This window comes from Streptomyces sp. BoleA5 (genome assembly GCF_000373665.1).
Classification (GTDB): Bacteria; Actinomycetota; Actinomycetes; order Streptomycetales; family Streptomycetaceae; genus Actinacidiphila.
Genome location: NZ_KB892131.1, coordinates 1 through 21,167 on the forward strand (window position 1 = coordinate 1; position 21,167 = coordinate 21,167).

At 71.6% G+C, this 21,167-nt stretch carries 20 protein-coding genes and 1 pseudogene; 10 read left to right on the forward strand and 11 right to left on the reverse strand.

Going from position 1 to position 21,167, the window contains the following annotated elements; genetic code table 11:
* From B085_RS0132930 to B085_RS44575, 3 genes are all read right to left on the reverse strand, one after another.
* On the reverse strand, positions 1-408 hold the full coding sequence (locus B085_RS0132930) for a YciI family protein (RefSeq protein ID WP_018560820.1): 408 nt from the start codon (positions 406-408) through the stop codon (positions 1-3).
* A 167-nt stretch (positions 409-575) separates the two neighbouring features.
* A complete protein-coding gene (locus B085_RS0132935) occupies positions 576-1,340 on the reverse strand; it encodes an SDR family NAD(P)-dependent oxidoreductase (RefSeq protein WP_018562868.1) in 765 nt (254 codons plus the stop codon).
* Positions 1,341-1,545: 205 nt separating this feature from the next.
* Complete coding sequence (locus B085_RS44575) at positions 1,546-1,833, reverse strand: hypothetical protein (RefSeq protein ID WP_158689872.1); 288 nt, start codon at positions 1,831-1,833, stop codon at positions 1,546-1,548.
* Between the two features lie 675 nt (positions 1,834-2,508).
* Here B085_RS44575 and B085_RS0132945 point away from each other — a divergent pair.
* Both B085_RS0132945 and mmsA read left to right on the forward strand, forming a co-directional pair.
* Positions 2,509-2,931, forward strand: a complete 423-nt coding sequence (locus B085_RS0132945; protein ID WP_106435087.1) for a hypothetical protein — start codon at positions 2,509-2,511, stop codon at positions 2,929-2,931.
* Between the two features lie 355 nt (positions 2,932-3,286).
* A complete protein-coding gene (mmsA, locus tag B085_RS0132950) occupies positions 3,287-4,768 on the forward strand; it encodes a CoA-acylating methylmalonate-semialdehyde dehydrogenase (RefSeq protein WP_018562871.1) in 1,482 nt (493 codons plus the stop codon).
* A gap of 105 nt (positions 4,769-4,873) precedes the next feature.
* On the opposite strand, the gene B085_RS46020 is transcribed toward mmsA, so the two are convergent.
* A complete protein-coding gene (locus B085_RS46020; RefSeq protein ID WP_018562872.1) occupies positions 4,874-5,242 on the reverse strand; it encodes a MarR family transcriptional regulator in 369 nt (122 codons plus the stop codon).
* Positions 5,243-5,611: 369 nt separating this feature from the next.
* On the opposite strand from B085_RS46020, the gene dxs reads away from it, so the two are divergent.
* Positions 5,612-7,576 carry a 1-deoxy-D-xylulose-5-phosphate synthase gene (dxs, locus tag B085_RS0132960; RefSeq protein ID WP_018562873.1) on the forward strand — a complete coding sequence of 655 codons (1,965 nt, stop codon included), beginning with the start codon at positions 5,612-5,614 and terminating at the stop codon, positions 7,574-7,576.
* Positions 7,577-7,631: 55 nt separating this feature from the next.
* The gene (locus B085_RS0132965) at positions 7,632-8,720 is read left to right on the forward strand and encodes a tellurite resistance/C4-dicarboxylate transporter family protein (RefSeq protein ID WP_018562874.1); all 1,089 of its coding nucleotides are present in this window, start codon (positions 7,632-7,634) and stop codon (positions 8,718-8,720) included.
* A 258-nt stretch (positions 8,721-8,978) separates the two neighbouring features.
* Here B085_RS0132965 and B085_RS44585 read toward each other — a convergent pair whose 3' ends face one another.
* From B085_RS44585 to B085_RS47670, 3 genes and pseudogenes are all read right to left on the reverse strand, one after another.
* The gene (locus B085_RS44585; RefSeq protein WP_018562875.1) at positions 8,979-9,236 is read right to left on the reverse strand and encodes a hypothetical protein; all 258 of its coding nucleotides are present in this window, start codon (positions 9,234-9,236) and stop codon (positions 8,979-8,981) included.
* 83 nt (positions 9,237-9,319) lie between these two features.
* Positions 9,320-9,579 (reverse strand): annotated as a pseudogene (locus B085_RS44590) (hypothetical protein); the annotation flags it as partial.
* Between the two features lie 174 nt (positions 9,580-9,753).
* Positions 9,754-9,891 carry a hypothetical protein gene (locus B085_RS47670; protein WP_199789260.1) on the reverse strand — a complete coding sequence of 46 codons (138 nt, stop codon included), beginning with the start codon at positions 9,889-9,891 and terminating at the stop codon, positions 9,754-9,756.
* Positions 9,892-10,001: 110 nt separating this feature from the next.
* Here B085_RS47670 and B085_RS0132990 point away from each other — a divergent pair, with 110 nt between their 5' ends.
* The 4 genes from B085_RS0132990 (at position 10,002) to B085_RS0133005 (ending at position 13,647) form a co-directional block, all read left to right on the forward strand.
* Positions 10,002-10,469 (forward strand): hypothetical protein, encoded by a 468-nt coding sequence (locus B085_RS0132990; protein ID WP_018562877.1) that lies wholly within the window; start codon positions 10,002-10,004, stop codon positions 10,467-10,469.
* A 252-nt stretch (positions 10,470-10,721) separates the two neighbouring features.
* Positions 10,722-11,705: a helix-turn-helix domain-containing protein gene (locus B085_RS44595; protein ID WP_018562878.1), complete on the forward strand. Its 984-nt coding sequence runs from the start codon at positions 10,722-10,724 to the stop codon at positions 11,703-11,705.
* Between the two features lie 185 nt (positions 11,706-11,890).
* Positions 11,891-12,859, forward strand: a complete 969-nt coding sequence (locus tag B085_RS0133000; protein WP_018562879.1) for an ATP-binding cassette domain-containing protein — start codon at positions 11,891-11,893, stop codon at positions 12,857-12,859.
* Positions 12,856-13,647 (forward strand): ABC transporter permease, encoded by a 792-nt coding sequence (locus B085_RS0133005; RefSeq protein ID WP_018562880.1) that lies wholly within the window; start codon positions 12,856-12,858, stop codon positions 13,645-13,647. The genes B085_RS0133000 and B085_RS0133005 overlap by 4 nt, the downstream gene beginning before the upstream one ends.
* Here the strand turns inward: B085_RS0133005 and B085_RS0133010 are convergent.
* Both B085_RS0133010 and B085_RS0133015 read right to left on the reverse strand, forming a co-directional pair.
* Positions 13,628-16,759, reverse strand: a complete 3,132-nt coding sequence (locus tag B085_RS0133010) for an ATP-binding protein (protein ID WP_018562881.1) — start codon at positions 16,757-16,759, stop codon at positions 13,628-13,630. The two genes, B085_RS0133005 and B085_RS0133010, sit on opposite strands and share 20 nt — an antisense overlap.
* Positions 16,760-16,934: 175 nt before the next feature.
* Positions 16,935-17,576, reverse strand: a complete 642-nt coding sequence (locus B085_RS0133015; protein ID WP_018562882.1) for a DinB family protein — start codon at positions 17,574-17,576, stop codon at positions 16,935-16,937.
* Between the two features lie 292 nt (positions 17,577-17,868).
* Between B085_RS0133015 and B085_RS46025 the strand changes: the two genes are divergently transcribed.
* A complete protein-coding gene (locus B085_RS46025) occupies positions 17,869-18,285 on the forward strand; it encodes an RDD family protein (RefSeq protein ID WP_106435088.1) in 417 nt (138 codons plus the stop codon).
* Between the two features lie 106 nt (positions 18,286-18,391).
* On the opposite strand, the gene B085_RS0133025 is transcribed toward B085_RS46025, so the two are convergent.
* A complete protein-coding gene (locus B085_RS0133025; protein WP_018562884.1) occupies positions 18,392-19,564 on the reverse strand; it encodes a hypothetical protein in 1,173 nt (390 codons plus the stop codon).
* A gap of 522 nt (positions 19,565-20,086) precedes the next feature.
* Between B085_RS0133025 and B085_RS0133030 the strand changes: the two genes are divergently transcribed.
* Positions 20,087-20,338 carry a hypothetical protein gene (locus B085_RS0133030; protein ID WP_018562885.1) on the forward strand — a complete coding sequence of 84 codons (252 nt, stop codon included), beginning with the start codon at positions 20,087-20,089 and terminating at the stop codon, positions 20,336-20,338.
* Between the two features lie 91 nt (positions 20,339-20,429).
* Here B085_RS0133030 and B085_RS0133035 read toward each other — a convergent pair whose 3' ends face one another.
* Positions 20,430-21,149: a hypothetical protein gene (locus tag B085_RS0133035; RefSeq protein WP_018562886.1), complete on the reverse strand. Its 720-nt coding sequence runs from the start codon at positions 21,147-21,149 to the stop codon at positions 20,430-20,432.
* Positions 21,150-21,167 lie beyond the last annotated feature (18 nt).

Sequence of the window (21,167 nt, forward strand, 5' to 3'; positions counted from 1 at the left end):
TCATTCGGTGGTGGTGGGTGGGGTGGTGAGGAGGGGGCGGAGTTCGAGCCATTCGTGGATGGGCTTGCCGCCGGCGCCGGGGGCGGCGGAGAGTTCTGCGGCGAGTTCGAGGGCGCGTGGGTGGGTGTCGACGTCGATGATCATCCAGCCGGCGATGAGGTCCTTGGTCTCGGCGAAGGGGCCGTCGGTGACGGGTGGGCGGCCTTCGCCGTCGTAGCGGACCCAGGTGCCTTCGGGGGCGAGGGCCTGGGCGTCGACGAACTCTCCGGTCTTCTCCAGTCGGGCGGCGAAGTCGTGCATGTACTGGATGTGGTCGGTGATCTCCTGGGGGGTCCACTGGTCCATGGGTGCGTCGTTCACCGCCGCCGGTGCGCCGCGGTAGTGCTTGAGCAGCAGGTACTTGGCCATCGTGGCTCTCCTTGGTGCCGGTGCGACCCCATTGTGGCCGCCTTCACCACGGGGACGGAGCCGGCCGCGGGTTCTCGACACCACCGCCCGAGTCTTTTCCGCGGATGCTCCGCCGACGAGCCCCGGGCTGCGCCCGGGACACCACCAGAGCCGCGACGGTGCAGGCGTCAGATGAGTTCGAGGCCGCCGTCGACGGTGATGACCTGGCCGGTGGCCTGGCGTCCGGCGGGCTCGGCCATGCGCAGGATCCAGTGCGCGATGTCGTCGACGTCCGCGATGCGGTGGGTGGGGATGCGGGCCTGCTCGTAGGCGTACATGTCGTTGACCGCCTCGGGCGTGAGTCCGGCGGCGAGCATGACGTCGGTCCTGGTGGGCCCGGGGGCGACGCAGTTGACGCGGATGCCCTCGGCGGCGAGTTCGAGGGCCCAGCTGCGGGTCATCTGCTCGATCGCGGCCTTGGTGGCCGAGTAGTGCGAACCGCCGGCCATGGGGCGGTGCCCGTAGGTGCTGGACACGTTGACGATGCTGCCGGACGACGTGCGCAGGTGCGGCAGGGCTTCGTGGGCGAGCATGCTCGGGACCACGACGTTGAGGTGGAAGAGGTCCGCGATCACCTGCTTGTCCGCCTCGGCCAGCGGCATGACGGCCGTGCCGCCGGCGTTGTTCACCAGCAGGTCCAGTCGTCCCCAGCGCTCGACGGCGGTGCCGACGACCTGGGCGGGGGCGCCGTCCTCGACGAGGTTGACGGAGAGGACTTCGATGTTCGCGTGCGCCCGGGCGGTCTCGTCGAGGGCGTCCCTCCGGCGGCCGACGCCGAGCACATTCGCCCCCGCCTGCGCCAGGGCGATCGCCGTCGCGCGGCCGATACCGGAACCGGCTCCCGTGACGATCGCGACGTGGCCGGAGAAGGGCGGGTTCGAGGGGCTTGACATGGCGGTTCTCCAATGTTTGATGTTTTACGAACTTCGAACATAACATGAGGGGGACGTTGTGACTCGAATGGTGAGACATGGCACAAGCTTCCGCACCGGCGCACCCTGATGCGCGGCGTTCTCCACGCGTGGCGCTCGGCCCGTCCACCACCCGGGGCGGCCCATCGTCCTCCGTAGCGGGCCGCCCCTGCGGTGCCGCGCGTCGTCAGCGGAACAGCTCGCCGAACCTGCGTACTTCCTCCGCGAAGACCTTCGGCTGCTCGAACGCCGCGAAGTGGCCGCCCCTGCCGGCCTTGTTCCAGTAGACGAGGTTGGAGAACGCCTTCTCGGCCCAGGCGCGCGGCGGCGTGTAGAACTCCTTGGGAAACAGTGTGACGCCCATGGGCACGTCGATCCTGACGGCGTTCATGGTGACGTCCGAGTTCTCCCAGTAGAAGCGTGCGGCGGATTCCGCTGTATTCGTCAGCCAGTACAGGGTGATGTCGTCCAGCATTTCGTCCATGGTGAGAACCGACTCCGGATTCCGGTCGCTGTCGGTCCAGATCCCGAATTTCTCGTAGATCCAGGCAGCCTGGCCGACGGGGCCGCAAGGAATCTCCGGCGTGTACGGCCGCGACCCGAACCGTGGCCTGGTGATGCGAACCCGGGATATGCGCGGTACGCGCGCCTGATCGAGCCACTCCATGCGCCGTGAGATATGGCGGCTTCACCCGGTGGCCGCCGCGGACCGCAGTATCCGGCCGCCGGTCGGCGTGGGCGCAGGATTTCACCGCACGGAGGAAACCGCGGGGGTAAGTATGTTCGGCAGTTGTCGAACTTCTTTTGCGACGGTACATCGCACACGCGTCGGCCGGGACCTCCCTGTGGGTGGCATGAGTCACGCACCACTGTCCCGACTTCACGTGACACCGTGTGCGCACGGTGATGAGAGGACCGTCACGCTCGCATCGCCCGCCGGCGGCAAAGTCGGTCGTGTTAGCTTGTTCGGTATGCGTCGAACATTGATTTCTCGACGTACGCGGAGCCCAACAGTGTGAACACGGGCCGGATTCGGGTCCGCACCTCGCCCCGCAGACCACGTCGGCGACGACGCCCGTCGCGGCACCACCGCCCGACGGCCGCCTTGTCCCGAGCAAGCGCCGGCAACCCGAGAAGAAGGAGAACAATCATGAGCGCAATCACCACGGAAATGCAGGAGTTCATCTCCCGGGTCGTGCACGACGGGAGCAACTACCGCATGGACGCCATGGAGAAGCTCTACACGGACGACATGGCGATCCTCTTCCCGACCGCCGAGGGTGCCATCGCGGCAGCTCCCCGCGAGGAGGTCTTCGCGGAGTTCGCCGCCCGGGGCAGTGCGGGCGAGGCACCGCTGTCCACCGAGTACAGGATCCTGCACGCCGAGGACCAGGGCGAGCACGCGACCGCGCTCCTCTACCGCCGCATGAGCGACACCGCTGCCCCGTTCCTCTACGAGCTGCGTCTGAAGCGAGGCGGTGCCTACGGCTGGCTCGTCGCCGGCGAGACCGTCACGCCGTGGCCCGACCCGGAGACCGCCGGCGCCTTCCTTCCGCCGCGGCAGGCCGCCTGAGGACCGCGGAGGCGGCGGTCTCGTGCGGCGGCTGCGGTCTGAGGGACGTGTGGCGCGGGCCGGGGCAGACCCGCCGCCACGATGGCCACCGCAACCACCCGCGCACCGGAAGGCCGGGCGCACTTCCTGGCGTGATCCACCCCACGGCGATCCCGGACAGGAGCCGGGCACTTCGGGACGTGGGGCTCCGAAGGGCCTGAGCGCGCGGATCGGCGACGTAGCTTCGATGTCAGCAGTCCTGCTCTCCCGGGCCCACGGCCCGGGGCCGCCGAGCATCGGGCTGCGGTCGGGGCCCGTGAGGTGCACGACACGGCCCTCACGGCCCGCCGCCGTCAACCCTGGAGGAGTACCGCCGATGAAGACCGTCACCCACTGGATCGCGGGCAAGCCCTTCGGGGGCGCCGCCGGCGCCTCCGGTACCTGGGGCCCCGTGACCGACCCCGCGACCGGAGAGGTCACCACGCGGGTCGCGATGGGCGGCGCCGACGAGGTCGCCGCGGCGGTCGCGGCGGCGAAGGACGCCTACGCGGGCTGGCGCACGTCCTCGCTCGCGCAGCGGACGGCGATCCTCTTCCGCTACCGCGAGTTGCTGGACGCGCGCCGCGACGACCTCGCCGCGCTGATCACCGCCGAACAGGGCAAGGTCCACGCGGACGCGCTGGGCGAGGTGGCCCGCGGCCTGGAGATCGTGGAGCTGGCCTGCGGGCTGGGCGCCGCCCTCAAGGGGGAGACGTCCACGGAGGTGTCGAGCCTGGTCGACGTGGTCTCGGTACGTCAGCCGCTCGGCGTGATCGTCGGCATCTCGCCGTTCAACTTCCCCGCGATGATCGGCATGTGGATGTTCCCGATGGCGATCGCCTGCGGGAACACCTTCGTCCACAAACCGAGCAGCAAGGCCCCGTCCGCGTCCATGCTCCTCGCGGAGCTGGCGGCGGAGGCCGGCGTTCCGGACGGCGTCCTCAACATCGTGCACGGCGACGAGGTCGCGGTGAACGCGCTGCTCGACCATCCGGACGTGGCGGCGGTCTCGTTCGTCGGCTCCACGCCGGTCGCCCGGCACGTGTACCGCAGGGCGGCAGCGACGGGCAAGCGTGTGCAGGCTCTCGGCGGCGCGAAGAACCACATGGTGGTCCTTCCCGACGCCGACCTCGACGCGGCCGCCGAGGCCGCCGTGACCGCCGCCTACGGCTCGGCGGGCCAGCGCTGCATGGCGGTCTCCGTGGTGGTCGCGGTCGGGGCGGCCGGCGACGCGCTGGTGCCCCGGATCGTCGAGCGGGCCGGGAGGGTCAGGATCGGCCCGGGCGACGACCCGGCGTCCGAGATGGGCCCGCTCGTCACGAAGGCACACCGCGACGATGTCGCGGACTACGTCGCGGGCGCGGCCGCCCAGGGGGCCGATGTGGTGCTCGACGGGAGGGACTTCACCGTCGAGGGCCTCGGGAACGGGCACTGGATGGGCATCTCGCTCCTCGACAGGGTCCGCACCGACTCCGACGCCTACCGGAACGAGATCTTCGGCCCCGTGCTGTGCGTGGTCCGCGCGGAGAGCTACGCGGAGGCCGTACGCATCGTCAACGATTCCCCGTTCGGCAACGCGAGCTCGATCTTCACCCGCGACGGCGGCGCGGCCCGCCGGTTCCAACTCGAGGTCGAGACCGGCATGGTCGGTGTGAACGTGCCGATGCCGGTGCCGGTGGGCTACCACTCGTTCGGGGGCTGGAAGGACTCGGCCTTCGGCGACCACCGGATGTACGGCGGCGAAGCGGTGCACTTCTACACGCGCGGCAAGGTCATCACGAGCAGCTGGCCGGATCAGGCCGAGGTGGCGGCCGGTTGAGGCACCGGGCCTCCGCGTCACGTCGACGGCCGCGGCCCGGTGCGCGCGGCCGGACCCGCACCTCTCGGCGCGGGCCCGGCCGTCCGGCTGCCGGGCGTGCGGCGGTCACGGGGCGAGATGCGCGCGCAACAGCTCCCGCGCGGTCCGTTCCGCGTCGGCGAACGCGGCACGTCCCGCGTCGGTCAGGGTCACCTCGACCCTCCTGTGATCCCTGTCCCGGCGGTGGCGTTCGATCAGTCCTGCCGCCTCCAGGCCCCTCAGCTGGGAGGACATCCGGGTCGCCGGTTCCCGGAGGAACGCGGTCAGCCGTACGACGGGCACGGCCCGGCCCTCGGCTCCCGCGAGGGCACCGAGGATCAGGCAGTCGTACAGCGACAGACGGTGCCGCGCCGGCAACTCGCCCTGCAGGAGCGCCAGGTCGTACAGGACGGGTGGCGGCTGCCGCGTGGCGTCCACCGGATCTCGGTCGGTCATGTCTTCTCCCCGGGACGGATCCACGGCCGCCGACTCGCGGCCTCAAGAGCTTGAGCGGGTTTTCCCGCGGGGCCGATGGCGGGCCGGCGGGCCATGAAGCCCTCGGATCGGGACACCGCGTCGCCTGCGCGCGCCCTGGTACGTCCGCGCGCCCTGGGGCGTCCGCCCGCCGATGTCCTGATGTGGGGCCGATGCGGCACGGGGGACCGTCCGTCCCCGCCCGCTCCCGGATCTATCGTCGTCAGCGCGGCGACACGGGGCCGGAGCGGTGGGGCTCGCACAGCGTGAGCGGTGACTCGTGCGGCGCGGCGCTCGGCCGCGTACCGCGCGTCAGCCGACGGCACGGCGGTATCGAGGAGGAACGGCGACATGAGCCTGCTGGCACGGATCGACCAGCCCGCGGACCTGCGGGGTCTGAGCCACCCGGAGCTGGTCCGGCTCGCCGGGGAGATCCGCGATTTCCTGATCCGGCACGTCGCGGCGACGGGCGGGCATCTGGGGCCGAACCTCGGCGTCGTGGAACTGACGCTTGCACTGCACCGCGTCTTCGACTCCCCGCGTGACCGGCTGCTCTGGGACGTCGGCCACCAGGCGTACGTCCACAAGATCGTGACAGGGCGGGCCGGCGAGTTCACCGGCCTGCGGCAGCGCGGCGGCCTGTCCGGATACCCCAGCCGGGAGGAGTCCGCGCACGACCACATCGAACACTCCCACGCCTCCGCGGCCCTGTCGTACGCCGACGGCATGGCAAAGGCCGCGCAGTTCACCGGAGAGGCGGACCGGCACATCGTCGCCGTCGTCGGCGACGGAGCGCTCACCGGCGGCCTGGCCTGGGAGGCCCTCAACAACATCGCGGAGGCACCCGGCCGGCCGGTGGTGATCGTCGTCAACGACAACGGCCGCTCGTACGCGCCGACCGTGGGCGGACTCGCGCGGCACCTGGCGGCCCTGCGCACCCACGCCGGCTACGAGCGTCTGGCCGGCTGGGGCAAGCAGGCCCTCGGCGGCGCCGGGACGCCCGGACGCGCGTTGCACCGCACCCTGCACGCGGCCAAGGAGGGCATCAAGGAGGGGCTGAGGGCGGGCCTGGTCGAGGACCACGCCGAGGCCGTGACGCCGCACTCGCTCTTCGGCGCGCTGGGACTGCGGTACATCGGGCCCGTCGACGGGCACGACATCGCCGCCCTGGAAGCGGCCCTGGAGCGTGCCAAGGCCCAGGGCGAGCCCGTCGTCGTGCACTGCATCACGCGCAAGGGGCTCGGGTACGCGCCCGCCGAGCAGGACGAGGAGGACCATCTGCACGGCATCGGCGCCATCGACCCGCGGACGGGGCGACCGCTTCGCCCCGCCCTGCCGACCTGGTCGGCGGCGTTCGGCCGGGAGCTGCTGGAACTGGCGGACACCCACCCCGAAGTCGTCGCGATCACCGCGGCCATGCCCGGCTCGGTAGGCCTGAACGACTTCGCCGCACGGTACCCGGCACGCTTCTTCGACGTGGGGATCGCCGAGCAGCACGCGGTCGCCTCGGCCGCCGGGATGGCCATGGCGGGGCTGCACCCGGTGATCGCCCTGTACGGCACCTTCCTGAACCGCGCGCTCGACCAGGTGCTGATGGACCTCGCGCTGCACCGTCTCGGCGCGACCCTCGTGCTCGACCGGTCCGGGGTCACCGGCGACGACGGACCCAGCCACAACGGACTCTGGGACCTGGCGATGCTCCAGGCGGTCCCCGGCCTGCGCATCGCGGCGCCGCGCGACGCGTGCACGCTGCGGGAACGGTTGCGGCAGGCCGTCTCGATCACCGACGCGCCGACCGTCCTGCGCTACCCGCGAGGGGCGGTCGGCCCGGAGATCCCGGCGGCCGCTCGCGCCGGCGCGGTCGACGTCCTGCGTGAGGCGGCGCCCGGCACCGGAACCGTCCTGCTGATCGCCGTCGGAACGACGGCCACCGTCGCCCTCGAAGCGGCGGCGCTCTGCGCCGAGCGCGGGGTGGAGGTCACCGTGGTGGACCCGCTGTGGGTCAAGCCGCTTCCCGGTGAACTGCCCGCCCTCGCCGCCGGCCACGCCCTGGTCGTCACGGTCGAGGACGGCCTGCGGACCGGGGGAGTGGGCACGGCGGTGGTCCAAGCCCTGCAGGAGGCCGGTGTCCGTACCCCGGTGCGGGTCCTGGGCGTGGAGGACGGGTTTCCCCGGCAGGCGACCCGTGCCGAGATCCTCACGGAGGCGGGACTGACCGCTCGGGCCGTCGCGGAAACCGTCGTCCAGGGCGCGGCGCAGGCTGCCGCCACGGCGTTGCCCGGCGGTTCCCGGACTGCCTCCGCGCCCGAAAGGTGATGAAGTGCGCACATCGGTGAATGCGGCTACCGCGAGAGCGGCCGGAGGCCACGTCATGTCGAAGATCATCCGCCGCGGAACCGGTGAGCGGACGCCCGGCCCCGGTCCCCGGCCGCCCGGACGCCGAGCGGCCGTCTCCGCCGCGGTGGCGGACCTCAACCCCGGCGCGCTGGCGTTTGTCATGGGCACCGGCATCGTCTCCACGGCCCTGTACGCCAACGGCGCCCGCACGGCCTCCGCGGCGCTGCTGTGGGTGGCCCTGGCCGGTTTCGCGGTACTGGTGCCCGCCTACGCCTGGCGCCTGCTGCGAAACCGTGAACGGTTCGTCGCGGACTTCCACGGGCCGCGCGCCTTCGCCTTCCTCACCCTCGCCGTCTCCTCCAACGTGCTGGCCTCGCGCCTCGCGCCGGACGGCCACACGGCGGCCTCCGGGGCGTTCCTGGCGTTCGGGGCGCTGGGGTGGTTGGTACTGGGCTACGGCATTCCGCTCGCGCTCATCACCACCCTGAAGCGGGGCCCCTCGTTCGACCAGGTGAACGGCACATGGTTCCTGTGGGCGGTGAGCTCGGAGTCGGTGGCACTCGCTGCGGCCTCGCTGGCCCGGGTGACCTCAGGACACGTGCTGCCCGTGCTGGCGGTGGTGTGCTGGGCCGTCGGCCTGATGCAGTACCTGCTGATCTCCGCGATCGTCCTGGCCAGACTGCTCGCCCGGCCCGTCCGGCCGGAAGGCCTCATGACGTCGGTCTGGATCTTCATGGGGGCGGCGGCGATCGCCGTGCTCGTCCCGGTGCGGCTGATCGCCCTCCCACCGGGCAGCACCATTCTGTCGCGGGAGATCCTCGTGGGGACGTCCTTCGTCCTGTGGTCGTTCTCCGGCTGGCTCATCCCGCTCCTGCTCGCCCTGGGCGTGTGGCGGCACGCGCTGCGCCGCATTCCGCTGCGCTACGACCTCGGCTGGTGGAACCTCGTCTTCCCGATCGGGATGTACGCCGTCACCACGCACGAGCTGGGACGTGCGACCGGGACCTCCTGGATGACGAGCATGGGCCGCTGGGAGGTCTGGGTCGCCGCGGCGTTCTGGGCCGTCGTGTTCGCCGCCATGGTGGGCTCCGGATTCCGGCGGCGTCGACCGGCCGCGGCGTGATCCGCTCCCGGTACGGGGCGGGCGGGCACGCCTGTGGAGCACGCCCGAAGAAGAGGGTCACGCCCCCGAGCAGCACCGCCCCTCCCGGGGCCTCGTGCAGGGGGCCGATGAACAGGGCGGCCAAGGCGTAGGTGCCCACCCCGCCGGCCACGGGCAGCCATCCGTACACGGGCCGTCTGATCGCCCTCGTCCGCACCGGTACCACCTCCACGAACGGATCCTCCGCCTCATCCCGTACCTGCGGGCGCGCCTCTGCGGTCAGACGTGCAGCCAGGGCAGGTACCCCACCGGCAGTGCGAAGCTCATGACCACTGCTGCCGTCGCGGCCACGACTGCGCCCGCGTGGACCAGCCAGTGTCCGTGGTCCCCGACGAGGAGGCACCGGGCAAGGCCCGCGAGGCCGCCCACGGCGGCGATGACGCCGAGCTCGACGGCGAGCCCGATGTTGAGGATCTGCACCCCGCCCAGGACGAGGAGACCGACGGTCAGGGAGGTCCCTCCGGCCGGGTCGCGCACGGTTCCCCTCCTCCTCCCGGACGGGTCCGGCCCCGTGCGTGACACCGCCGGCCCCTCGCCCCGCGTCAGTCGGCGATCCTGAACCTCCACGCGAGCCAGCCCGCGAAGCCCCCGGCGGCCACTCCCGCCGCGGCCGCGAAGGCCGTCCCGAGACCCGTGGTGCCCAGGACGACAGCGCCGGTGAAGCCCAGCATCGACACGAATCCGGCGATCACCGGGAGGGACAGCAGTCCGTCCAGGCCGCGCCGAGCCCCTCAAAGAGTCCGTCCAGGACGCCGTCGAAGACCAGGGCCAGCGCCAGCACCACCAGACCGGCGATGCCGAGACCGAGAAACCATTGCATCCCGCCCCCCGCCCCCCGCCCGCTCGCCGATCCGGTCTTTCGAAGACACCGCGATCCTGTCACGGAGCGCGGCACTCGGTCATTGCCGGATCCCGGCAATCTTTACGCGTTCTTTATGTCCTGCCCGGCGGCCCGGAAGCCGGTGCGGCCGCGGGGCGCGCCGAGCCGCCGGAATCATCGCGACGGGGCGGACCGCCAGTCGGGGAGGTTTTCGAAGTGCACGTCGTAGCGGTGCTGTTCGGGGAGAAGCGACGCGAATTCGGCTTCGCCGCGACTGATGGCGGCCAGCTGCTCGAGCCGCAGCGCTTTCACCGCCGCCGGTGCCTTTGAAAACACCGTGAAACGGCGGTGAACGCCGGGTCGGCCACGCTCTCCGGGATGACGAGGCCCCGCGAGGGGCGGCGATCCGGGAGGGGACCACCATGAACAGGCTGCGACTGACGCGCCGGCACGCCGCGGCCTTCGCGCGCTTCGCCGGACTGGGCAGCGCGGTCACCCTGGCGGCCTCGGCGGCCCTGTTCGTGCTCTCGCAGTGGATCCCGTGGATGGCGGCGAACGTGCTGACCACCGTCGCCTCCTCGGTGGCCGCCACCGAACTGCACGCCCGTGTGTCGTTCGGCCACGGCCGTCCCGGTCTGGCCGGTCATCTGAAGAGCGCGGCCACCGTCGCCGCCGGCTGGCTGGTCACGTCGGCCGCCGTCGGCGCACTGGCGCTGCTCCGCCCCGGCGCCGGCGTCGTCCTGCAGCAGTCGGTGTACCTGTCGGCCACCGCGCTCGTCGGGATCGGCCGCTATCTCGTGCTGCGTCTGACCGTGTTCGCGGAGCGCGGCCCGCGGCCGCGCACTCGCGGCGGTGTCCGGTCACGGGTCTCGTACGACGCGGTGGCGTGAGGTCCGCATCCTCGTAGGAGGCCGACCGTTTCGGCAGGGCACCGTGCGGTGCCCGGGTCGCCGACGGGGGCCAAGTCGAGGACGGCGCCGGCCTGCTGGAGAGCGCACCGGCGGCACGCCGGTGCGGTGCAGGGCGAAACGAAAATAATATGCATAATGCAGTAAAATCTGCTGAATGGGCCCACTGGCGGCAGTAGCGTGGAAATCCGCCCAGCTACGCAGGCTCCGCGACCCGTTCAGGAGGAAGCCCGCATGGCAGACCGACTCGACGCCGCGAGGCTCGCTCCTGGTGATCGTGCGGACGCGATCCGTGAATTCTCGTGGTCCATCACCGGCCGCGTGGAGGTGGACCTTCCGTCGAATCCGCATCGTCAGCGCGCCTGTGCGACCACGAACGCACTGGGATCGGTGAAAGTCTCGGAGATCGGCTGGAACGTCGCCCGCCTCCTGTGTGACTCCACCCCGGTGGACGGGGACATGGTGCCGCACGTTCTCGTCCATCTCCAGGAGGCGGGGGTCTCCCAGGTCCGCCAGGGCGGTAGGCAGGCGTGGAGAAGGGCCGGGGATCTCACGGTGCTCGACAATGCGAAGCCCTACGAGGTCGCCTTCCACGGCCCAACGCGTTCGGTTCTCGTGCGCGTTCCCACGCATGTCCTGGGGCTGCGGCCGTCCTTGCTCGACCGGATCACTGCCGTGCCACTCAGTTCGGAGCGCCCGGTCGTGGGTGCCACAGCGGCATTCTTCACCCGACTGGCGCGCCATCAGACCGCTGCCGGCGAGGCTGAGACCGCCCTGTTCATGAATCCCAGTCTCGACCTGATCAGGGCTGTGGTCAGCGTGGTCCTGGACCGGGACGACCTGGCCAGAGCGCCCTTGAACAGCACACTTCTCGAGCGCGTTCAGGAGTACGTCCGCCTCCATCTGGCGGACCCCGACCTGACCGCCGAGCGCCTCGCAGCCGAGCATGACGTTTCCGTACGCTGGCTCTACCTGACCCTGTCCCGAGCGGGAATCACCCTCGGCGAATGGATAAGGACGCAGCGCCTCGAGGAGTGCAGGAAACAACTGGCCTCGCCAGCCCATGAGTTCATGACGATCGAGGCCATCGCCCACCGGTGGGGGTTCGCCGGCGCGGCCCACTTCAGCCGGGTCTTCAAGACCGCATACGGCGTGAGCCCCCGCGAGGTGCGGTCGCGACACGCGGCGGGGAGAGCCGACTCCCACCGGCCCGACTGACGCCGGGCCTCGTGCCGGCCTTCGGCGACGCGCGGGGTTCGCACACTCCCTACCGGTGGACGACAACACCCGCCACCCGAGCGCGATGGCGGCGACCAGGCCATTTCACCGTGTCACCCGCCATCGCCGGTGAATGAAACCGCGCTGAAAGGCCGTTGAACGCGGCGCCCCGCAGACTCCGGGGCATGATGACAACGACCCACGGATCAGCGATCGCAGCCACGGGGCTGCGGAAGTCCTTCGGGGACAAGACGGTCCTCCAGGGCATCGACCTGCACGTGCCCGCGGGCACCGTCTTCTCCCTCCTGGGCCCCAACGGCGCCGGCAAGACCACCGTCGTCAACATCCTCTCCACCCTCGTCACCGCCGACGCGGGCGACATCCGTGTCGGCGGCCACGACATCGGCGTCGACCCGCAGGCGGTACGCGCGGAGATAGGCGTCACGGGGCAGTTCTCCGCCGTCGACGGACTGATCACCGGCGAGGAGAACATGCTCCTCATGGCGGACCTGCACCACCTGTCCAGGAGCGAGGGGCGCCGGGTCACCGCCGAGCTGCTGGAGCGGTTCGACCTGGTCGAGGCCGCGAAGAAGCCGGCGTCCACCTACTCCGGCGGCATGAAGCGCCGACTCGACATCGCCATGACCCTGGTCGGCAGCCCGCGGACCATCTTCCTCGACGAGCCGACCACCGGCCTGGACCCGCGCAGCCGCCACACCATGTGGCAGATCATCCGCGAACTGGTCTCCGGTGGCGTCACCGTCTTCCTCACCACCCAGTACCTGGAGGAGGCCGACCAGCTCGCCGACCGTATCGCGGTGCTCGACGACGGCAGGATCGCCGCCGAGGGCACCGCTGACGAGCTGAAGCGGCTCATCCCGGGCGGCCACGTGCGGCTCCGCTTCACCGACCCGGCCGCGTACCGGTCCGCCGCCGCCGAACTGCGCGAGGTGACCCGGGACGACGAGGCACTGACCCTGCAGATCCCCAGCGGCGGCAGCCAGCGCGAGCTGCGCTCCATCCTCGACTGGCTGGACACGGCCGGCATCGAGGCGGACGAGCTGACCGTGCACACCCCCGACCTCGACGACGTGTTCTTCGCCCTCACCGGCCCGGCGGGCGTCCCCGACCAGCCCAAGGAGAACGTCCGATGAGCACCCTTTCCCTCGCGGTCCGCGACTCCGGCACGATGCTGCGCCGCAATCTGCTGCACGCGCGGCGCTACCCGTCCACGACCCTGAACCTGCTGCTCGCGCCGATCATGCTGCTGCTGCTGTTCGTCTACATCTTCGGCGACGTGATGAGCGCGGGCATCGGCGGCGGTGGCGCCGACCGCTCCGAGTACATCGCCTACATCGTCCCGGGCATCCTGATGATGACCATCGGCAGCACCGTGATCGGGGCCGCGGTGTACATCTCCATGGACATGAGCGAGGGCCTCATCGCCCGCTTCCGCACGATGGCGATCCACCGCGGCTCCGTGATCATCGGGCATGTGGTCGGCAGCGTGCTGCAGTGCGTGGCCAGCGTGGTCCTCGTCGGTGCCGTCGCCGTGGCCATCGGCTTCCGGTCCACGGACGCCACGGCGCTGGAGTGGCTGGCGGCGTTCGGGCTGCTCGTGCTGTTCTCCCTGGCGTTCACCTGGATCGCGGTCGGCATCGGCATGGCCAGTCCGAACGCCGAGGCGGCCGCCAACAGCGCACAGCCGCTGATCCTCCTCCCGCTCATCTCGAGCGCCTTCATCCCGGCCGACACGATGCCGGGCTGGTTCCAGCCGATCGCCGAGTACCAGCCGTTCACACCGGCCATCGAGACCCTGCGCGGCCTGCTGCTCGGCACCGGGATCGGCAACTACGGGTGGATCACGATCGCCTGGTGCGCCGGACTGACCGTGCTCGGCTACCTGTGGTCGACGGCGCAGTTCAACCGCGACCCGAAATGAGCGCGCGGGCCGCCTCGCGCAGCCCGTCCCGCCCCAGGGCGGCGTACTCCGACACCGCGTCGGCGTACGCCGCCCCGTCCGTCTCCCCGGCTGTCCGCCGGGCCCGGTCGAGGGACATCGTGGGATGGAACACCTGTGACACGTGCAGCCGTTCCGCGAGTGCCATCAGCCGCACCGCCGACGCGTCGCCCGCCGCGAGCCGGGCCAGACCGAGGGCCAGCACCCCGGTGCCGTACCCCAGGATCTCGCCGGCCGGCAGGGAGCCGTCGGCGAGCAGCGCACGCAGCCGGCCCTCCAGCTCGGCCACCAGCCCGGCGACCGGCTCCAGCCGCCCGGCGTACGCGTGCGCGGCCACCACGTGGGCGTCGATCACCCGCGCCCACGCGTCCATGGACGGGTCGGCGGGCGGGGCGTCGCTCGCGCGCATCCGCTCGGCGGCCGTCCGCCACCGCTTGAGACCCAGCTCGGTCAGCCCGCGGGCCAGGGCGATCTCGGCCGAGGCCGCCAGATCGGGTGTGAAGACGGAGCTCTGCTCCCCGGACAGGCTCCGCTCCACCCGCCGCAGCCACTCCTCGGCCTCGTCCGGCTCGCCGCGCTGCAGGCAGGCCAGCACGAGGCCCCGGCGCAGTCCCGTCGTCGGCGACTGGTCGCTCAGGTGGGTCAGGGCGTCCAGCGCCGCCAGCAGGTGCCGGTAGGCGTCCTCGCCGAGACCGGCGTCCGCGCACAGCTCGCTGCAGCGGGAGTGGCCCAGGAGGGTGAGCGCCGGGTTGGGCGCGGCGCCGACAAGGGCGAGCATCCGGCGCGCGGAGGAGAGCGCACGCTCCGGTTCGTGCTCGTACTCCCAGATGTAGCTGGCCACGCACTCGGCGATGCCCGCGAGCAAGGACGCCTGGTCGTCGCACAGTTCCCGCAGCGACTCGTACCCGGGCGGGCGCATGTCAGGCATGGTGCACAGCACGACGGAGAGCGCCCGCAGCAGCGTGTCCGGCTGCGCGGGCGGCAGACGGCGCAAGGTGACGAGGTGGCGCGGCCGGAGGGGCCCGTGCCCGATGAACGGGGCGGCGGTGCAGACGGCGCTGAGGGTGCGGGTGACCTCGGTGTGCCGTGCGTCGGGGCGGTAGTGCGACAGTGGTGCCGCGGTCTCGGCGGCCAGGGTCAGAAGCCGGTGGAAGCCCGCCGAGTCGGTGAGCCAGACGCACGCCAGCACCGCGCCGGCCGCGGCGGTGGTGGCCAGGTCCTCGCGGGCGAGGGCGAGCCGCAGGGCGAGCACGAGGTTGTCCTGCTCAGCGCGCAGCCGCGCCCAGTGCCGCAGCGGCTCGGCGCTGAACAGCACGTCGTGGTTGGCGAGTCCGAAGTCCCTTGCCCAGCCCAGGAACCGCTCGGTGACCGCCTCCTCCTCCCCGGCGGCCGCCCGCCGGGCGGCGCTGAACTCCCGCACCGTCTCCAGCATGTGGAAGCGGATCCCGGCCGCGGTGTCGGCGGCCTTCAGCAGCGACTGGTCCACCAACTGCTCCAGCAGGTACGGCGCGTCGCCGTCGTCCAGCATCCGCTCCGCCGCCCCTTCGGTGAAGCCGCCGGGGAGGACGGACAGCGCCCGCAGCGCCGCGCGCGCGTCCTCCTCCAGCAGATTCCAGCTCCACTCCACGACCGCGAGCAGGGTGCGGTGCCGCTCGGGCGCGTCCCGGCTCCCGCCGCGCAGCAGCGCGAAGCGGTCGCCGAGGCGGCGGGCGATCTCGGGAACGGACAGCACCCTGACCCGTGCCGCCGCCAGCTCCACGGCGAGCGGCAGCCCGTCCAGATGGCGGCACAGCTCCGCCACCGCCTCGGGCGGCAGCTCGACATGGTGGCGCGCGGCCCGGGCCCGCTGCTCGAAGAGCTCGATCGAGGTCGCGAGGCTCAACTGCGGCAGCTGGTAAACCGCTTCGGAGCTGAGTCCCAGCGGCGCCCTGCTGGTGACCAGCACCCGCAGGTCCCTGGACAGCGCCACCAGCTCCCGCACCAGGGCGGCGGCGCCACCGACGACCTGCTCGCAGTTGTCGAGCACCAGCAGCGCCGGACCGGCCCCGAGGGCGGCGACGATCCCGGCGGCCGTGTCCGTACGGCCGCCGTACCCCCCGCCGCCACGTGACGCCTCCGCGCCGCCGAGTGCCGACGCCACCTCGCCGGCCACGTCCTCGTCCGTGCCGACTCCGGCCAGCGAGACGAAGTGCACCACCCGCTGCTCCGCCTGGCGGCTCACGGCGTGTGCGAGCCGGGTCTTGCCCAGCCCACCGGGGCCGACGATGGAGGCCAGCCGCGAGGAGTGCAGCAGCGCGGCCACCGCCGCGAGATCCTCGTCCCGCCCCAGCAGCGGATTCGGGTCGTGCGGCACCCCGTACCGGACCACGGGGGCCTCGGCCCGCAGCAGCTCCTGGTGCACGGCCTTGAGACCGGGGCCCGGGTCGCTGCCGAGGTCGTCCCGGAGGTCGCGCCGGTATCCGTCGTAGCGGGCGAGCGCCGCCGAAGGCCCGGCCGTGGCCGCCTCGGCGCGCAGCAGTTCGGCCAGTACCTCTTCGTCGCGCGGGGTACGGGCGAAGACCTCGGCGAGGGGCGCCATCGCCTCGGCACTCCGTCCCAGCCGGGCGAGCGCGAGGGCGCGGGAGCGTACGAGGGAGTGGTGCAGCGGCGCCCGCTCGGCGCGCAGTTCCGCGACCGGGTCGCCCGGCGGGGCGTCGGCGTCCGGAGTGGTGTCCCAGAAGGCGAGGCCTTCCTGCGCGCTGGCCAGGGCGGCGGCATGGTCCCCGGCGCGGGTGCACCGGGCGCTCGCCTCGGCACACCGCACCACCGCCGCACTGTCGACCTGCTCCTCGCCCAACGCCAGCCGGTAGCCGGTCGGGGTGCTGACGACGACGTCGGGGCCGAGCTGGGAGCGGGCCCGGGAGACCAGGATCCGCAGCGCGTTGGCCGGATTGGCCGGCGGCTCGTCCTGCCACAGCCCTTCCACCAGCCGCGCGGTGCTGCGGCCGGCGCGCAGTTCGCCCGCGAGCAGCGCGAGCAGACCGCGCAGCCGGGGCGCGGTGATCTCACGGCCGCGGTAGGCCACGCGCGACAGGAGGATCAGGTCGGTCGTCACCCGGTCAGGCTATCGACAGCGGGCGCCGGGGCGGCTGTTGAGGGCGGCGTAGGCGGCCGGCCCGGCCGGCCCGGGCCGTTGGCCGTACGCCGCACGTCACGGTCGAGCCACGAACGACGGCAGTAGCGGGGCGACCAGCTCCCGGAGCTCATCGGGAACCAGACGCTTCGACAGATCAGCCCGCACGGCCACCATCGTGCCGTTCGAACATCGAGTCACGTGGCACGGCCTTCTGTGCTTTGACCGATGCGGCCGATCTGGCGGCCTGCTCGATCTTCGCGTAGTAGGCGTCGCGGGCTTCCCCATCGATCTGCGTCTCGTGTTCGGGCCGCATCCCGGTTCGGCCGTCGACGTCTTCGCGCAGGATGTCGGCGTGTCCGGCGTGCCGGTTGGTCTCGCCGAGGACGTGGACCATGACGGCGAACAGGTTCGTGTTGTGATGAGGCTCCGGCCACCACGGCACGTGGCCGGGGGCGTCGAGGGGAAGTTCGTTGATTGTCGCGTCTGAGTGTTCCCACGTGCGCCGGTAGGACTCGATGATCTGATCGCGTGTCTCCTCCTCAGTCGCCCACAGATCGCTGCCGTCGTGGTCCTGCCACCGGGGCAGCGGTTCCGGGGAAGGGCGGTCGAAGACCTCGCCGAAGTACCGGGCCTCGATGCCGGCCACGTGTTTGACCAGGCCGAGGAGGTTGGTCCCGGTCGCCGTCAATGGTCGGCGGGCGTCGTATTCGGACAAGCCGTCGAGCTTCCAGAGCAGTACCTTGCGGTCTCGCCGCAGTCTCCCGTGCAGATTGTCCTTCGCGAATTCATCGATCATGCGGGATGAGCCTGCCATGGGCCACCCGCGGCCTCAAGATCCCGTGGGCGGACCGCAACGACCGGAGGAGTCGAAGTCCGGCCATGGCCAGTGCTCGGAGCTGCCACAAGAAGCCTGCGGGACGTGCCACGTGAGACAACGTCTGAGATTGCGCATTCCATAGAGGGTCGAGAACCGACGAACTCATCGTGTGCGCAAGGGAGCCGGCGGGAGCATGTTGGGACAACTGGTCGGCGGCAACGATCTCCTCCCGCCTGCTCCTCCTCCTTCGGGCCCCGGGACCCCCGCAAGTATCGTTCAGCGCCAAGTGGCCGTCGGTATCGATCTCGTGATCGCCGTGCTGGTCGTCCTTGTGCCGCTGATCGCCTTCGACCGGCTGCTCAATGCGACGGTCGGGGACGGGGGCGTCAGCGTCTGGCGACTGGTCGCAGTCGTGTGGGTCGTGGCCTTCCTGCTGACGTACTCGCCGATCAGCACCTGCCGTTGGGGCCGTACGCCGGGCAAGCGCGTCATGGGGCTCAAGGTGGTCGAACTCGGCGGCACCGGCCGCATCGGTTACGGGCCGGCGCTGATACGTCACCTGGCCAACGTGGGCACGGGTCTTGTCCCGGTGATCATCATCAGCAACGTCATCGCCATCAGCATGGACGCGAACCGGCAGGGGCTGCACGACCGGCTCGCCCGCAGCGCGGTGGTACGTACGCGCTGAACCGCGCCGGACGCGGCCTCGTCCGAAAGCACGCCCGCCGACACGCCGCGGGGCCGGCTCGAGGAGCGAGGCGAGGGCGGGCGATGGACGCGAAGGCGGTGCCTCGTCACCAGTCCCGGACGGACTCCAGTCCGGAGATGAGGCTGTCGCCGACGTCTTTGAGGGCGCGGCCTTGGAGCGCTTCGGCCTCTTTCACGATGTGGTCGAGGGCGTCGAAGAGTTCCTCGCGCTCGACCGTCTCGATGAAGCCCGGGCGGCGGTCCAGCTTGTTGAACGCCTCACCGTAGGCCCGACCGACCTCTTCCATGCGCGCCGACCAGACGTCCGCGGGTTCTTCGGCGAGCACGTGAAGGATCGCTTCCCGTGTCGTCCTGTACTGGGCGACAGCCTTCCGGTAGGTCGCGGCGCCGATGTGTTCGCGGCCGTCCCAGTCGCGCAACGGGTTGCTCCGGTTCTCCGCGACCCATTCGGGCTTGCGGGCCCGGAGGACGGACACGTAGGTGCCGGCCGGGATCTCGGGTCGCCAGGTGCTGCGCATGGCCGAGGCGTATGCGGCGGGGACGCTGTAGAGGTCCAGCCATTCCAGCTCCGGCACGTGCTGCGGTCGGAGACGGTCCTGTTCGGTCATCCCGAACAGTTCGGCGATGCCGATCCTCCGGAGCGAGCCCAGCCGATTCAGCTCGCCCGCGCCGGAGAGGGTGCCGAGGCGTCCGTGCAGGCGGAGCCAGGACACCCCGGGGAAGCACTGGACGAGCCGAGCGCAGTCGAGAGAGTCGATGTCCCGGATCGTCAGATGCTCGATCTCCGGTCTCGGTGGCGTCCGCCGGCTGAGGAGTTCATTCAGCGTGTCTCCGGTGTACTCCGCCTTCCAGGTCGCGACCGGGTCCTCCCGGACGCCGCTGTCCCAACGCCGTTGCCGGGCGAGTTGGTCGCCCAGGTGCCATCCGGAGGCCCAGCAGTTCGACGGCTTGTCGTGGAGCAGGGGCATCGCACCCACGACCTTGTGGCTGCGGGGCAGGACCCATTCCTTGTTGCAGAAGGACAGGCCGCCGTTCCACGAGTGGTGGGTGAGTCTGAGCGGGGCGACGTCGCCGAGGTCGGCCGCGGACGACGGCTCGGGGCCGGACCAGTCCAGTTCGAGCACGGCCGCTGTTTGCGAACCGGCGTCGAGTCGGACTATCTGCGCGGCCGTCCACTCGCCGAGTTCCCTCGAAGGGGCCGCCACCACGTCGCCGACCGTGAGCGGTCTCGGGGGCGCGGTCTGCTTCCGGATCGGCATGGGCCGATCGTAGCGGCGGCCGCCGACAGGTTCCGAGGACGTGCTCGATCTGCGCCAAGGGGACCGGACCGTGGCTCGGCGCCATCGGCCCGCCTGCCGGGGTCCCGCCTTCGCCGTCTCCCGGGTCTGCGGCGGGCCGCGTCACTCGAATGCGCCTTCCAGCTTGCGGATCACGCGAGAGCACGCGGTCGTGCCGCCACATCCGAGAGTTTCGACCTGCTCCGCAAGCGCTCGGTCCTGAGGAGCCCCGCCGGAACCACCGGCGAGGGCTCCTCGGCGTGCGTCGGCGCGTGCACGGGGACCACGGGCGCCCAGGTGTCGCCTCCGAACGCCGGCGCCGACCGGCACCGGCGGAGGCAGACCTGCCCGTTCCTGAGTGCCGTACGCGGATCCGCGGGTCAGAGCAGCGATGCGCGTTCTCAGGGCACCCTTCTCGCAGCCAGGCCGCCTCACCGGCATGCGGGCCGGGCCTTCGCCCCGCATCCTGGCGCTGTAGCCGCTTCCTTCCGGAGGAGCGATGCCATGCGGATGTGCTGGGAGATCAAGCCCGTCGCCTACGCGGGCCAGCAGGTGCACGACGTCGACGCGGCGCTGCAGACCCTCTACATGTTCGCCGACCGCGCCCGGGAGTGGGCGCCGGACAACACCCCGGGCCTTGCCGAGTCGGTCACCGCCATGGCCGCCCGCATTCTCACCGACGGTGCTCGCACGGTCCACCAGGGCTTTTCGTGGTCCGCCACCGAGGGATCCGTCTACGTGGCGCTCACCCCGTAGGGCGACGTGGACGGACGTTGCATGGAAACGTGTCGGGCCCCGGAGCTGCCGCCTGGGCGGCGCGCGATGCTCGCCGGCGCCCCGTCGGGCGTCAGCCGAAGTGGATGTCGCTGAGGTCGATCGAGACCATGACGTCGTCCGGGACGGGGTGACCGGTGGCGTCGAGGCTGTACGCGCGGCGCTTGGTGGGAAGGGTGATGCCGTCCGCCTCCACGTAGTCGTACACGTACTGCGCGGCGGCGAGTCCGCCCGCGACGTCGACGCGGTAGTCGTGCCGGCGGAGCAGATGATCGGGGCCGAAGTAGAAGTCCTGGTGCGTGCTGTGGCCGGCGATCCCGGGCGGGAAGGTGGCGCGCAGCCCCTGCCACGGTTCGTTCCCCTCCTGCCACGGGTCGATACCGGTGACGGTGAAGCCGGGCATGGCCAGCAGGAACGGCGTGGTCAGGTAGGTCCACAGTGCGTAGCCGTTGAAGTAGGCCCGGTCCAGCGGGTCCCAGGGGGTCTCCAGGGTGTGGCCGGCGAAGGAGGACCGGGGGTTCTCGCGAGCGGCGACCACGCGTCCGTCGGCCTTGTCGATGCTCACCCGCCCGGGGGTGAAGTCGGTCCTCTGGTCGGGGGCGCCGAAGGGCCGGACCGACGCACGCTCCTCGTGCAGCAGGACGGTCATCTCGCGCGGTTCGGGATCCTGCGGCAGGCCCTTGACGGCGAACAGGCGCCCTCCGCTGACAAGGGTCGCGCGCGCCCGGGTCAGATCACGCCAGCGTGCGCTTCCGCCGTGGGCGTCGATCGCCGCGGTGAGCAGTTCGTTCATGTGTCCTCGGGCTGTCGG